This window comes from Bordetella genomosp. 8, assembly GCF_002119685.1.
Lineage (GTDB): Bacteria > Pseudomonadota > Gammaproteobacteria > Burkholderiales > Burkholderiaceae_B > Bordetella_C.
Genome location: NZ_CP021108.1, coordinates 5,276,181 through 5,290,447 on the forward strand (window position 1 = coordinate 5,276,181; position 14,267 = coordinate 5,290,447).

At 67.1% G+C, this 14,267-nt stretch carries 13 protein-coding genes; 9 read left to right on the forward strand and 4 right to left on the reverse strand.

What is annotated here, in order from left to right; translation table 11 throughout:
- Positions 1–32 precede the first annotated feature (32 nt).
- The 4 genes from CAL12_RS23825 to CAL12_RS23840 all read left to right on the forward strand — a co-directional run bounded on the left by CAL12_RS23825 (position 33) and on the right by CAL12_RS23840 (position 4,547).
- Positions 33–1,796: a gamma-glutamyltransferase family protein gene (locus tag CAL12_RS23825; protein WP_086066868.1), complete on the forward strand. Its 1,764-nt coding sequence runs from the start codon at positions 33–35 to the stop codon at positions 1,794–1,796.
- A gap of 8 nt (positions 1,797–1,804) precedes the next feature.
- Positions 1,805–2,467: an HD domain-containing protein gene (locus CAL12_RS23830; RefSeq protein WP_086066869.1), complete on the forward strand. Its 663-nt coding sequence runs from the start codon at positions 1,805–1,807 to the stop codon at positions 2,465–2,467.
- Between the two features lie 138 nt (positions 2,468–2,605).
- Positions 2,606–3,265: a glutathione S-transferase family protein gene (locus tag CAL12_RS23835; protein WP_086066870.1), complete on the forward strand. Its 660-nt coding sequence runs from the start codon at positions 2,606–2,608 to the stop codon at positions 3,263–3,265.
- Between the two features lie 121 nt (positions 3,266–3,386).
- Positions 3,387–4,547 (forward strand): mechanosensitive ion channel family protein, encoded by a 1,161-nt coding sequence (locus CAL12_RS23840; protein WP_086066871.1) that lies wholly within the window; start codon positions 3,387–3,389, stop codon positions 4,545–4,547.
- A gap of 61 nt (positions 4,548–4,608) precedes the next feature.
- Here CAL12_RS23840 and CAL12_RS23845 read toward each other — a convergent pair whose 3' ends face one another.
- The 3 genes from CAL12_RS23845 to CAL12_RS23855 all read right to left on the reverse strand — a co-directional run bounded on the left by CAL12_RS23845 (position 4,609) and on the right by CAL12_RS23855 (position 8,502).
- The gene (locus CAL12_RS23845; RefSeq protein ID WP_086066872.1) at positions 4,609–5,679 is read right to left on the reverse strand and encodes a MarR family winged helix-turn-helix transcriptional regulator; all 1,071 of its coding nucleotides are present in this window, start codon (positions 5,677–5,679) and stop codon (positions 4,609–4,611) included.
- 79 nt (positions 5,680–5,758) lie between these two features.
- Positions 5,759–7,000 (reverse strand): Fic family protein, encoded by a 1,242-nt coding sequence (locus tag CAL12_RS23850; RefSeq protein WP_157793112.1) that lies wholly within the window; start codon positions 6,998–7,000, stop codon positions 5,759–5,761.
- A gap of 197 nt (positions 7,001–7,197) precedes the next feature.
- Entirely contained in the window at positions 7,198–8,502 is a 1,305-nt protein-coding gene (locus tag CAL12_RS23855; protein WP_086066874.1) for an MFS transporter, read from the reverse strand.
- A 105-nt stretch (positions 8,503–8,607) separates the two neighbouring features.
- On the opposite strand from CAL12_RS23855, the gene CAL12_RS23860 reads away from it, so the two are divergent.
- From CAL12_RS23860 to CAL12_RS23880, 5 genes are all read left to right on the forward strand, one after another.
- The gene (locus CAL12_RS23860; protein ID WP_086066875.1) at positions 8,608–9,546 is read left to right on the forward strand and encodes a LysR substrate-binding domain-containing protein; all 939 of its coding nucleotides are present in this window, start codon (positions 8,608–8,610) and stop codon (positions 9,544–9,546) included.
- A 103-nt stretch (positions 9,547–9,649) separates the two neighbouring features.
- A complete protein-coding gene (locus CAL12_RS23865) occupies positions 9,650–10,615 on the forward strand; it encodes an acyl-CoA thioesterase domain-containing protein (RefSeq protein WP_086066876.1) in 966 nt (321 codons plus the stop codon).
- Positions 10,616–10,689: 74 nt separating this feature from the next.
- A complete protein-coding gene (gene xth, locus CAL12_RS23870) occupies positions 10,690–11,466 on the forward strand; it encodes an exodeoxyribonuclease III (RefSeq protein WP_086066877.1) in 777 nt (258 codons plus the stop codon).
- 178 nt (positions 11,467–11,644) lie between these two features.
- Positions 11,645–12,391, forward strand: coding sequence for a glucose 1-dehydrogenase (locus CAL12_RS23875; RefSeq protein ID WP_086066878.1), 747 nt, complete (start codon positions 11,645–11,647; stop codon positions 12,389–12,391).
- Positions 12,392–12,643: 252 nt separating this feature from the next.
- A complete protein-coding gene (locus CAL12_RS23880; RefSeq protein ID WP_086066879.1) occupies positions 12,644–13,777 on the forward strand; it encodes a hypothetical protein in 1,134 nt (377 codons plus the stop codon).
- Positions 13,778–13,921: 144 nt separating this feature from the next.
- On the opposite strand, the gene CAL12_RS23885 is transcribed toward CAL12_RS23880, so the two are convergent.
- Entirely contained in the window at positions 13,922–14,254 is a 333-nt protein-coding gene (locus tag CAL12_RS23885; RefSeq protein ID WP_086066880.1) for a DUF4148 domain-containing protein, read from the reverse strand.
- Positions 14,255–14,267 lie beyond the last annotated feature (13 nt).

The window sequence follows — 14,267 nt, forward strand, 5'->3', positions numbered from 1 at the left end:
ACGCGCGCGCAATGCAAGCGCAGGAGAACAGCATGGCAACCACCTCTTATGCCCCGGACCTGACCGCCGGCAGCGCGCCGCTCTCGATGCGGCCGACGTTGACCGGACTGAACCACATGATCTCGGCGGGCCATTACCTGGCCACGCAGGCGGGCATGGACATCCTGCAGGCGGGCGGCAATGCCGTCGACGCCGGCGTGGCGGCCGGCATCGCGCTGGGCGTGGTGCAGAGCGACATCGTCAACTTCGGCGGGGTGGCGCCCATCCTGGTCTACCAGGCCGACACCCGCAAGGTGTGGAGCATTTCCGGATTGGGCTACTGGCCCAAGGCCACGCGGCTGGACGATTTCCTGCAGAAGCACAAGGGCACGATACCGGCGGGCGTATTGCGTACGGTGATTCCCGCCGCGCCGGACGCCTGGATCACCGCGCTGGAGCGTTTCGGCACCATGAGTTTCGGCGACGTTGCGGCGGGCGCCATCCGCCTGGCGCGCGATGGCTACGTGATGTACTCGCTGATGGCCGAAGTGCTGGAAGAGAACGCCAGGAACTACGCGCGCTGGCCTTCCAGCGCGGCCGTCTACCTGCCCGGCGGCAAGCCGCCGCGCGCCGGCGACATCTTCCGCCAGACCGACCTGGCGGGCAGCCTGCAATACCTGGCCGACGAAGAGCGCGCGCATCAGGGCCAGGGCCGCCTGGCGGGCCTGGCCGCCGCGCGCCGAGCCTTCTACGAAGGCGACATCGCCGCCGCCATCGTCAACTACCACAAGCAGGAAGGCGGCCTGGTCACGCATGAGGATCTGCGCGATTTCCGCGTCGAGGTCGACCCGGCGCTGGTGACGGATTTCCACGGGACCCGCGTGCACAGCTGCGGCTTCTGGTGCCAGGGGCCGTCGCTGCTGCAGATGCTGAACATCCTGGAGCCGCGCGACCTGAAGTCGCTCGGCCACAACTCGGCGGCCTATGTGCATCTGCTGACCGAGACCATCAAGCTGGCGTTCGCCGATCGCGAGGTGCATTACGGCGACCCGCGCCACACGGACGTGCCGCAGCAGGCGCTGCTGTCCAAGGAGTACGCGCGGCAGCGGCTGGCGATGATAGACCCCGATCGCGCCGGCCCCGATATGCCGCCGGCCGGCCGCCTGCCCAGCGCCCGCGAGATCGAGCTTCGGGAAGCAGGGCCGGGCGATACGGCACGCACCGATCCGCGCCTGGACACCTCGTACGTCGCGGTGGTCGACAAGCATGGCAACGCCTTTTCCGCCACGCCCAGCGATGGCTCCTACAACTCCCCGGTGATACCGGGCACCGGCCTGATCGCGTCGGGCCGTGGCAGCCAGTCCTGGGCGGAGGCCGGCCATCCCTGCGCGGTCGGTCCGGGCCGGCGTCCACGCCTGACGCCCAATCCTTCCATGGCGATCCGGCCCGATGGCTACGTGATGCCCTTCGGCACGCCGGGCGGCGACGTGCAGGTGCAGGCCATGCTGCAGACCTTCCTGAATATCGAGGTGTTCGGGATGGAGCTGCAGCAGGCCATCGAAGCGCCCCGCTTCGCCAGCTTCAGTTTCCCCTCGTCGTTCGAACCGCATACCGCGGTGCCCGGCCGGCTGATGATCGAGGACCTGATCCCCAAGGAAGTCGGCGACCGGCTGGCCGCCATGGGCCATTCCGTAAAATGGTGGCAGGATCGCAACTGGCGCGCCGGCGCGATGTGCGCGGTGCGGCATGATATGCAAACCGGCATCCGCTGGGGCGGCGCCGATCCGCGGCGGCCGGCCTATGCCGCGGGATGGTGATGGATTGAATGGACGAAGACCTGCTTGCCTACTGGAAACCGCGCCTGGCGGAGATCGCCGCCCCCGCTGCGGCGGACGATGGCGCGCATGACCTGAATCACCTGCAACGCGTATGGTCGGTGGCGCGGCGCATCCTGGACGACCATCCTGAAGCCGACGCGCTCGTCGTCCTGGCCGCGTGCTTCCTGCACGACCTGGTCAACCTGCCCAAGAACCACCCCGAACGTTCCAAGGCATCCGTCATGGCTGCCGCCCAGGCGACCCGCGCGTTGGCCGATGCCGGCTTCCCCGCCGACAAGCTGCCCGCCGTCGCCCATGCCATCGAAGCGCACAGCTTCTCCGCCGACATCCCGCCGCGCACCGTGGAAGCCCGCATCGTCCAGGACGCCGACCGCATGGACGCCCTGGGCGCCATCGGCCTGGCCCGCATGTTCCACGTCGGCGGCCAACTGGGCCGTCCCCTGGCCCACGGCACCGACCCCCTGGCCGTCGGCCGCCCGCTCGACGACACCCAATACGCCCTCGACCACATCGAGGCCAAGCTGCTGCGCCTGCCCGCCACCCTGCACACCGCCGCCGCCCGCCGCATCGCCGAAACCCGCGCCGCCCGCCTGCGCCGCTTCCGCGACGAATTCGTCGCCGAATGGACGGGTGACGACGCGGATCAGTGACAACGGCGCTCCCGTTGCCTGCTCCGCCGACGGCATCCGGTCGCCATTACCCCGCGGCATGTCGATTCCGGCCCCTCTCATTCGTCGTGGCAGGACGGCGCGAAATCCCGCTCGTGCCGCACCACGCGAGGAGTCGCAATGGCGCTGCAGCTGTATTTCCATCCGTTCTCGTCCTATTGCCAGAAAGTGCTCATCGCCCTGTACGACCTGGGCATCGAATTCGAACGCAATGTCATTGAAGGCCCTGACAGTCCGGCGGGCCGGCGCCTGGCGGAGCTGTGGCCGATGCAGCGCTTTCCCGTGCTGGTCGACGGCGATCGTACGGTGATCGAGTCGAGCTGCATCATCGAATACCTGGACCTGTATCACGCCAGCGGGTCGCGGATGATCCCGCAGGACCCCAAGGCAGCGCTGGAAACGCGCTTCATGGACCGATTTTTCGACAACTACGTCGCGACGCCGCAGATGCAGATCGTCTTCAACGAGCTGCGCCCCGTGGAGTCGCGCGATCCCCATGGCGTGCGGCAGTCCCGCGCGATGCTGGACACGTCGTATGCCTGGCTGGACCGGAAGTTGGCCGGCCGCGCATGGGCGGCCGGCGAGCGATTCACCTTGGCCGATTGCGGCGCGGCGCCCTTCCTGTTCTACGCCGACTGGACGCACCCGATACCGGCGCGTTGCGCGCACGTGCGCGCCTACCGCCAGCGCCTGTTGCGTTATCCATCATTCGCGCGTGCGGTCGAGGAAGCCCGCCCGTACCGCGCATGGTTCCCCTTGGGCGCGCCCGATCGCGACTGAGCGCGGTCCAAGGCAATAGCACGCACCCGATGCGCTGTTTTCGTGCTCATCGGCTGTGTCGATCGCCATGCGCTGTTACCCTGTAACGTCGATCAGGCCCTGACCTACGAGGAGGATCCGCATGACCGACAACGTTTTCGGTGCGTTTTTCACTGATACGCTTTTCCTGAACATCCCGCTGCTGAACTGGATCATCGCCTTCGCGACGGCCTGCGCGGCGTTCGCCGTCGCGCGCATCGCGGTCGGCTTCGCACGGCGCAAGCTCCAGGCTCGCGCGCACACGGCAGGCGCGCACTTCAGCGCGGTCGCCGCCGAAGTCGTTGCGGGCACCAGCAATATGCTGCTCGCCCTGGCCGCCCTGCTGATCGGCGCGGGCGTGCTGGACATGCCCGCGCGCTGGGCCGGCCGCATCGACGGCCTGTGGTTCGTCGTCGCCATCCTGCAGATCGCATTGTGGGCGCATCGCGCCATGGTGCTGGGCATGCGCCACTATTTCCATCGCCATGCGGAACCGCAGGGCGGCCAGATCACCGCGCTGGCGGCGCTGTCCATCTGGGGCGCCAAGGTATTGCTATGGGCCGTCGTACTGCTGGCGATGCTGTCCAACATGGGCGTCAATATCACCGCCTTCGTCGCCAGCCTGGGCGTGGGCGGCATCGCGGTGGCGCTGGCCGTGCAGAACATATTGGGCGACCTGTTCGCGTCCATGTCGATCGCCATCGACAAGCCTTTCGAGGTCAACGACTTCATCGTGGTGGGCACGCTGGCCGGCACGGTCGAGCACGTCGGACTGAAGACGACGCGCATCCGCAGCCTGGGCGGCGAACAGATCGTGATGTCCAACGCCAGCATGCTGACGGCCACCATCCAGAACTACAAGCGCCTGCGCGAGCGCCGGGTGGTTTTCCAGTTCGGCCTCAGCTACGACTGCACCGCGCAACAGACGCGCGAAGTGCCTGCCATAGTCGAACGCATCATCCGCGCACAGGACAAGACGCGCTTCGACCGCTCGCATTTCAAGGGCTTCGGTGAAAGCTCGCTGGATTTCGAGACGGTGTATATCGTGCTGGACCCGGGCTACAACCAGTACATGGATATCCAGCAGGCCATCAACCTGGAAATGATGCAGGCTTTCGAAGACCTGGGCGTACGCTTCGCTCACCCCATGCGCACCTTGCACGTGGCATCGTTGCCCGGCCCTCGGCGGCAGGAAGACGCGGCGCGGCGCGTGCGCGCCGATGCCCCCGATCGCAGGCTGGGCGTATCGCCCCAGGGCGCGTAGCCGGCGGCAGTGTTCCCGGCGCAAAGCGCGTAGTCGGCGGCGGTGTGCGGGCGCGGACCGCCTAGCCGAGCGCGGCGGGCTTGCGCCGGACGAAGCGCTGTTCCGTGACCGGCTCGCCCCATTGCGAGCCGGCTGTTTCCTCCGCCAGCTGGAAGCCGACGGATTCGTACAGATGCCGCGCGGCATCCAGGCCGCGGAAGGTCCATAGATAAGTTTCGTCGTACCATGCGTCCGCGAACGCCATGGCCCGCGCCAGCAGATCGCGGCCGACGCCCCTGCCCCGCAGGCCGCCGTCCACAATGAACCAGCGCAGATGCGCTTCCCGCGTGTCCATGTCGCCGTCGATCACCACGGATCCCAGCACCCGGCCGTGTTCGACATAGAGCCACATCCCCTTGCCTTGCGCGGGAAGCGATTCCGCGAAGGCCGCCAACTCCGTTGCTACCTTGCGCTCGAAGAACACGCCGAAGCCTACGGTCTCGGCGTAATAGCGGGCGTGCAGGGCGGCGACATCGCCGATGCAGCCAGGCAGGTAACCTTCGACGATGTGCCCTTCGCCGTTACTGGCGGCTTCCACGCCGGTTTCCCGCCGCCGGACATCGGCCGTGACCGCGGCCCGCTCCACGGATGGCTCAGGAATGCCATCGTCGCCATCCGCGACCCCCGCCATATTCGGATTGTCGCGAGACAAAGCCTCGCCATACAGCGCCAGCAGGCGCAGCAGCGCCTGCTGATCAACCGGCGCCAACTGCCGCAGCGCCTTCGACACCTGATCGGTCGCGAACCGGTCGATGCGCGCGCGCAGCGCCGCGCCCTGGCGCGTCAGATACAGCCGCGCCGCCCGGGCATCGTCCGGATCGCTCTCCCGCCGCAGCAGGCCGGCGGCCTCCAGCTTGGCGACCTGCCGGCTGGCATTGGATTTATCCAGCCGCAGCAAGGCGGCCAGGTCGCGCGCCTGTATGCCAGGCGTCAAGCCCACTTCGATGATGGCGTGCACCGCGGAAGGCGCCAGGCCGCTGTCGGCAAGATGCGGACGCATGAAGCCCAGCTCCCGCACCAGCTTGCGCGACAGTTCGCGCACCTGCCTGATGGTCTGTTCGCGCGACTGGCTCAACGCTTCGATGACGTCCATGGTGTCCACCCCGCGCCGTTCAGCGGCATCCACTATAAGTTGCGCTTCGCAACCAATATAACAGCGAAGGCACTCACCATCAATCCATGGCAGCCTTCGGCGCTTCGGGCGGTGCAATCCCTTCTGCCTCCGGCCACAAGCCGGGAAACAGGAATCGCAGCGAGTAAAAGGGAAAGTTGGACTCCAGATGCGCTGTGCGACTGGCGCTGGAGAGCAAACGTATGGACAGTAGGTGCGAGATAAGACGCGACGCGGAGCGATCGGGCACGCCAAGCCAGGCCTTGAAAACGCCGCGCTCCATGCTCCCGCTGCGAAACAGCTGATACAAGGCGTGCCCCAGTTTTATAGGGTCCAACTGGCTTCGGTGATGCGCGGCGCCCCGGCCGAAATCATGCGTGACCTGTAACGCAAGGCTGATATAGCGCTGCTCCAAGGTTTGGAAACCGAGCTGGGCCGACATGAACCGCACCTGGTCCAGGCAGATATCCAACCAGAACCTGAGCCAGGTGGTCAGGCCACTGGAGCTGAGATTGACGAGGCCATCGGTCGCGTTTCGGCGAGTGGCATCGGCCGCAGCCAAGGCGCTGTAGTAGTCCGCATGCCGCCGCGCCAGACCACGCATAGGCGACCAGAGACCATTCGTCAGCCCCAATGAAGTCAACAGCAGATGATTGTGCAAGCGCGAGACACGTCCATTGCCGTCCGCGAAGGGATGTATCCACGACAAGCGATGCATCGAGGCACCGGCCGCCACGACCTTACGACTCGTGCTGTTGTAATCCGACCCATAGCGGAACGCAAAGTGCTTCAGCAGATCCGGCAACATTTCATGAGGAGGGGCGTGGTGATGGCCTACGCGCACATCATGTTCTCTGAGACCGCCCGGATCTAGCGCGCCGCGATCATTCCCTTCGCCATCGAGTACGCGCCGGTATTGCGGCGGCAATTGCTCGTACAACTCCCGATGGATCCGGCACAACCAGGCCATCTCGAATTGTTCCGGCCAGCCCAACTGCCGACAAACCGGCTCCAGATCCGCCTCCAGCCGCATGTGAGCGAGCGCGAGTTCCTGCCGGCGATGCACATCTTCATCATCGGAAAAGCGTCTGCCCATTGCGGCCTCGAGATCGGCCGGCAAGGTATGTTGCCCCTCTATCTTGTTGGTGTAGTAGGAGTTCATGGCACGCAGCAGCGTGGAAAGCGCAACGCGCGAACGCTCGCCGGCATCGGCGCACAGGCGGACCGCGGATACTCGCAAATCCGCTACGGACTCCATCAGGCCAACAAGTTCGGCGTCATTGGGGAACGCCGGTTCGATCATATTACTGGCGTGCATTACAGGATATTTATGCGAAGATAATTTTCAATAATATATTGAATTATATGAGATTTTAAAAATTATCGGATAAATACTGGCGTGTTATTGGCGGATCTGAGCACATCGACTGGCGGATGTATCACGCCGCTGGACGGCCCGGCGGTGCCACAACTTTGCCCACAGCCGGCCATCTCGATCACTCACCCGATCTTCGGCCGTCCCGGCGGTCGCGGGAACAAGGGTCGCGTCGCCAAGGCGATCACGCCGGCCGCCGCCCAAACGCCGGCCCATGACGAAGCCGCCAGCACGTAGGGAATGGACACGGGAGCGAGAAACAGGCTCAGGTAGACCAGGGTATTGCACATGCCCAGCGCGGTGCCGGCGCGCGCCGAGCCCGCCAGCGTGGCCAGTTCCGTGTAGGCAACGCCGTGCCATGCCGAGACGGTGACGCCCGCGGCGATGATGGCCGCGATGAGCAGCGGCGCGGGCGCGTTCGCGGAGGTTGCCAGGGCCAGCACGGCGAAAGCGGCAACCGCGATCAGCACGACGGTGCGCACATAGGCGCGCCTGTTGTGATGCACGTCGGTGTAATGGCCGCTCCATACCCGCAGGATCATTGCCCCCAGTTGCACCGCGACCATGGCAAAGGTCGTTCCGGCGATGCCCACGCCGCCGAAGTCGTGCAGATACACGGTCGCGAAGCTGAGCACCGCGAATTGAGAAAGACACAGCACGCCTATCGCCAGGACAATGCGCCGGATCGCCGGATCGTCAAACGGGCTGTTCCGGGACGCCGGGGCGGTCGTTCCCGTGCGGCGAGCATGGGTTGACGCATCGGCACCCGCATCCGCATGGGCATCCGCATCCTCGCGGGGGTCGTACAGCCACCGCCATGCCAGCACCAGCGCGGCGGCGCACATCGTCACCAGGACGCCATACACCGCGCGAAAGCCGTTCGCCGACGCCAGCCACGGCAGCAGCAGCGCACCGAGCCCACCGCCCAGCGGCACGGCAGTCTGGCGGATGCTCATGGCCAGCCCGCGTTCGCCCTCCTTGAACCAGCGCATGATGGCGCGGCCGCTGGAGCCGTTGACACTGCCGCCGGCCAGGCCGACCACGCACATCAGGGCCAGCAGCCAATGAAACGCCGGCACGAAACCATCGGACGGCACCATCAGCACCGCCATGGCCAGCAAGGCCAGCGTCGTCGCGCCCAGGCCCACGAGCAGCACGGGCCGGTCGCCCCAGCGATCGGTCGCCATGCCCCAGGGCAATTCGGTAAGCGCCACCCCCAGGCCGATGGCGCCCAGCGCGACGCCCAGCGAGGCGTCGTCCAGCCGGTAGCCGGCGCGCAGCCAGATGGCAGTGGTCGGTATGCCGGCGGCCGCCGCGGAAAAGCTGACATTGGCCGCGACACCGGCGGCCAATACCTTCCAGCGATGTTCGGGACCGAGCGCATACGCAGCGGCAGGCCGCACCGGCGTGTTTATCGTGGTGGAACTCATCTGTATGCCTGTATGGAAAGAGGAAATGGCATCAGTCTGAACACTTCCAACCATTCTGAAAATCACATAATATTCATCCATCAATTCGATAAAACAGGACGTTCCATGCAAGTGAACCTGGACATCGCGGCCTTGCGCACCCTGGTCATCGGCATGGACCTGGGCAGCTTCGCCAAGGCGGCGGATCGGGTGGGCCGCTCGACTTCCGCCGTCAGCGCGCAGATCAAGAAGCTGGAAGACCAGGCCGGCGCCCCGCTCTTCAAGAAATCCGGCCGCGGCCTGGCGCTGACCGACGCCGGTGAAGTCATGCTGGACTATGCGCGCCGCCTGGTCGGCCTGAACGACGAAGCCGCCGTCGCCACACGCGGCCTGGACATGGAAGGATGGATCCGCCTGGGCTTGCAGGAGGACTTCGGCGAAGCCATGTTGCCGCAGCTGCTGGGGCGCTTCGCCCGCGCCCATCCCAAGGTCCGAATCGAGGCCCGTGTCGCGCGCAACACCGAATTGCGGGAGCGCTTCGACGCCGGGCAGTTGGACCTGGCGCTGCTCTGGGACAGCACGGCGGCGACCGACAGCGCGCCCGCCCCCGCGGCACGCAGGCACTCCCTGGATGACGGTGGTCCGGTGGAACGCCTGGCCCGCCCACGCATGTGCTGGATAGGATCGGCCGCGCTGCCATGGCACGCGGACTCGGGCGAACCGCTGCCCTTGATCGCATTCGACCGCCCCTGCATGTTCACGCAAGCGGCGACCACCGCCCTGGACCGCGCCCACATCCCCTGGCGCCTGGTGTTCACCAGCCCCAGCTTGAACGGCTTGTGGGCCGCGGCGGCGGCGGGCCTGGGCATCAACGTACGCACGCCCTACGGCCTGCCGGCGTCGGTGCGGCCGCTGGACGCCAAGGCGGCGGCCCTGCCGGCCCTACCGACGATCCCCCTGCTGCTGTTGAAGCGTCCTGGCGAAAGCCTGCCGCTGGCCGACAGGCTCGCGGCCATCATGCGCGAACACGTGGATGGCGAGATCCAGCAGCGGTCGCGCGCGTGAACGTGGTTTTCCTATCGGAGGCATGCGGCGCGGCGCCGGGATATCATCGGGGTCGCCTGTCGCACGCCGGCCCCGTGGCGCGCGCACCCAGTTTCCCATTCCCATGACGCACACGCTCACGCCCGGCGCCCGCCCATCCGCGCTCGATCCCATCCTGCAACGCACGCTGCGCGCCATCCGCCGGCGCCGCGAACACGGCTTCCATTTCGCCGGCAACTTCCTGGCCGTGTCCTTCGACCGCGTGACGGTGGAAGACAGCATGGTCAGCATGAAGGCGGATTGCCATGCCGCGGACGGCGCCATCGATGGCACCGCGCTGGGCGTGCTGGCCGACCTGGCGCTGGCCGCGCCCGTGCGCGCCGCCCTGCCCGCCGACACCCGCCTGGCCACCGTCAATATGCAATTGCAGCTCACCGGCGCGCCCTGTCTCGCGCCCGTCACGGCGCGCAGCAGCTTCCACGGCTACGTGCACGGCGCCGCCGGCCGCCAGGCCATCAGCCGCGTCACCCTGCACGGCGCGGGCCGGGAAATCGGCCTGGGCACCGCCACCTTCATGGTGCTGGACCTGCCCGCGGGCACGCCCATCCCCTTCCTGACGCCAGTGGATCCCGCGCAGGACGATGCACCGCTGCTCGATCCGGACACGGAACTGAACCCCGGCGAACTCGCCGTCTACGAGCACGTCAGGATGGCGCTGGACGACAGCCAGGCCAGCGGGGACTTCCATGAACGGCTGTGGGGCTACCGCGCCCACGCCCGCAAGGGCGGCGCGACCGGCACGCTGGCCAACGGCCCGCATATCGGCAACCGGGTGGGCCACGTGCAGGGCGGCGTACTGCTGGGCTTCGCGCAAACCACCGCGCAGGCAGCCCTGGGCGAAGACTGGTCGATGAGCAGCGTCACCGCCACCTACGTCAGCCCTGGCGAAGGCCGCGAGCTGAAAGCCGAAGCCGACATCGTCCACCAGGGCCGCACCACCGCCGTCACGCGCGTCGCCATCACCACCGACGCCGGCAAGCGGGTGCTGGAAGTCCTGGCCACGCATTCGCTGCGCGGCGCGCGGCCCTGACCTTGCGAGGCCGGCGAGCCCGCCAGGGCCGCTATCATTGACCTTCGAAGAACGGACACAGCATCGACCCGCCCATGAAAATCGCCACCTTCAACATCAATGGCATCGGCGCCCGCCTGCCCAACCTGCTGCGCTGGCTGGAGGAGAAGCAGCCCGACGTGGCCTGCCTGCAGGAACTGAAGGCGCCGCAGGAGAAATTCCCCGAAGGCGCCATCCGCGATGCCGGCTACGGCGTGATCTGGCACGGCCAGAAAAGCTGGAACGGCGTCGCCATCCTGACGCGCGGCTGCGACCCGGTCGAATCGCGCCGCATCCTGCCGGGGGACGACGAAGACCTGCAAAGCCGCTATATCGAAGCGACCGTGCAAGGCATCGTCGTCGCCTGCCTCTACCTGCCCAACGGCAACCCCGCGCCGGGCCCCAAGTTCGACTACAAGCTGAAGTGGATGGAGCGTCTGACGGCGCACGTCGCCGGCATGGTCGACAGCAACCAGCCCACGGTGCTGGCCGGCGACTACAACGTCATTCCCACGGACCTGGACGTCTACAAACCCGAGCGCTGGGTGGACGATGCCCTGTTCCGCCCCGAGACGCGCGCGGCCTTCGACCGCTTGGTCGCGCAAGGCTGGACCGACTCGCTGCGCACCTGCCATCCCGATGCCCGCATCTATACGTACTGGGATTATTTCCGCAATGCCTATGCGCGCGACGCGGGAATACGCATCGACCATCTGCTGTTGAATCGCAAGCTGGCGCCGCGGCTGCAGGACGCCGGCGTGGACCGCGACGTGCGCGGCTGGGAAAAAGCCAGCGACCACGCGCCCACCTGGATCACTCTGAAACCGGCCTGACCTCGCGCGCGACCCCGCAACCCCTCCACTGTTCCGGAATTTCGCCGTCTCAATTCCGCTTTGCGCGGTTTATCGAACCGCCCCTGCCCGCTTATCGTGCTCGCATGCCTGAAACGGCCAGCCCGCGACTCTCGCGCGCTGGCCGTTTCACCCCTCATACTTTGATAGGAATCCGATCATGAGCAAGCTCGCAGGCAAAGTCGCCATCGTTACTGGCGCATCCAAGGGCATAGGCGCCTCCATCGCCAAGGAACTGGCCGCGCAGGGCGCGTCGGTCGTCGTCAATTACTCGTCCAGCAAGGCCGGCGCGGAAGCCGTCGTGCAAGCGATCACCGCGGCCAGCGGCAAGGCCGTTGCGGTCGGCGGCGATGTTTCCAAGGCGGCGGACGCCAAGGCGATCGTCGACGCGGCGCTGTCGAACTACGGCCGCCTGGACATCCTGGTGAACAACTCCGGCATATACGAATTCGCCGCGGTCGAAGAGATCACCGAGGAACACTATCGCAAGCAGTTCGACGTCAACGTGCTGGGCGTCCTGCTGATGACGCAGGCGGCGGTCAAGCATCTGGGCGAAGGCGCCAGCGTCATCAACATCAGTTCCGTGGTGACCAGCATCACCCCGCCCCAGTCGGCCGTCTACAGCGGCACCAAGGGCGCGGTGGACGCGATCACCGGCGTGCTCGCGAAAGAACTGGGTGCGCGCAAGATCCGCGTCAACGCCATCAATCCCGGCATGGTGCAAACGGAAGGTACGGCAACCGCCGGCATCGCCGGTTCGGACATGGAACGCGACATCGTCGCCATCACGCCGCTGGGCCGCGTCGGCCAGCCGCGCGACATCGGCACCGTGGCTGCCTTCCTGGCGTCGGACGACGCCGCCTGGTTGACCGGCGAAACCATCGTCGCCAGCGGCGGCCTGCGCTGATCCAGCCACGCGCGCAAGCAGGCCTGGGCCCTGATGGGCCCGGGCCTGGAATCCGCCATCGTAAATCGGCCGTTCGAAGCCGGCCGTCCACACTGGCAGCCGAGGCCAGCCATCTGATACCCACCTATGGTGGATCCGCCCAGGGACTTGCCCCGCATTAGACCGATGTACACCAGGCTCCGCCCAACGCAAGATTGTTGACCCGGTCGTTTTCCGCTACCGGCGACGATGCAGTAGTTTCAGGAGCCGCCTATGCCCAACGTTCCCGCATGTCCTCCCCAGGACGATGACGATGCGCCGCGAAACGAACAGGGCAATGCGCCATCCCGCCAGCTCGTTCCCGCCAGCGAACCGCCGAACACCGCCCCCGTCGTCGCGCCTCCCCCGCTCATCTACGCCTATATCCGCCCACGCCTGCGGCGCCGGCCGTCGGGGTCCCATCGCGCAAGCAGCGGCAGAAAGCATCAGCCGCTGGCCTGGCCGGCGACGTCTGTGTGGAAGCTGGCCGTCATGGCGACGATAGGCGTGGGCGCGCTGATCGCGTGGCTGGACCCGCAGACCGCGCCCGGCGGCCCTGGCGCCGCCCTCGCGTCCCGCCACGGACCGGGCGCCGATGCCATCAACGGATCGGGCGCCCTCGGGACCAGCAGCCACGCGAGCAGCCGGGCGAGAAGTTATGCCGGAGACTCGCCGTCATTGCCGGAACGATCGGCATGGGCGGACGCTCCCGACGCATCGCCGGCGGGATGGACCGACGCGGCAGCGCGCGCGCGCCCGATCCCCATGGCCGCGTACAGCGATCCGCTTGCGGTCGCCAATGCATCGCTGGACGCGGCGGCGCCGGGCCACACCGTCGACGCCACAGCCGATGCACCCACGCGCAGGCCCGCGACCATCATCGACGTCGTCACGGCAGACATGACGGTGGACGTGACAGCGCCCGACGCCCGCGCCCCGTCGCTGCCCGCCGCCGCCCCTGTGCGCGGTCCCGTGCAAACCGCGAAAGCCGACGCACCCGGTCGGGCGCCCGCGACGACGCGCGCCGTTGCACAAGCCGCGACGAAAACGCCGGCTAATGCGCCGGCCAATACGGCAACCAGAACATCGGCCAAAAGCCCTGCCAAGGACGCGTCACCGAAGACCCAGCCGCTGCCCACCGCGCAGGCCAAGAGCAGATCGCCCGTTTCGGTCCCCATCGCCGTACGCCCCTGGGGCGAGATCCTGGTCGACGGCGAATCGCGCGGCATCAGTCCGCCCATGCGCCGGTTGACCCTGGCCGCCGGCACCTACGACATCACGATCCGCAACAACGTCGGTCCCGACGTGCACCAGCGCCTGACCGTGGGCGCCGGCCAGGGCGCGGCGATCTCGCACACCTTCCAATAGAAGAACCGCGCGTGCCGGTCTGGACCCGGCGCATGGGAACCGAAGCACGCGGCCCAAAGCAAACGGCCCCGCACGTGGCGGGGCCGGGGGTCGTCGCGGCGGCTGCCGCGACTGCCGGGAGCGGGTGTCGTACCCCGCTGGCGCTTACGCACCTTGGAAAGGCTGGTTGTTCAGATCGCCAAACGCGATGCTGGTGCTCGTGTTGCCGCTATCGATATCGGCGACCACCTGGGCACGCGTCACACCGCTATCGGCCTGTGCGACAAAAGGCGCATTGTTCGATTCGCGGTTGGCGGTCAGGCCGGCGCTGCGGGCTTGCTGCAGTTCGGCGACGACCTGGGCGCGGCTCACGCCGTTGGCGGCCTGGCCATACACGCCTTGGAACGGCACGTTGTTGGGTTCGCTGTTGGCGGCTTGCGCGGCGCCGATGGCGGCAAAGGAAAGAATCAGAGCGGAAACGATGGTCTTGGCTTTCATGGCAGTACTCCTA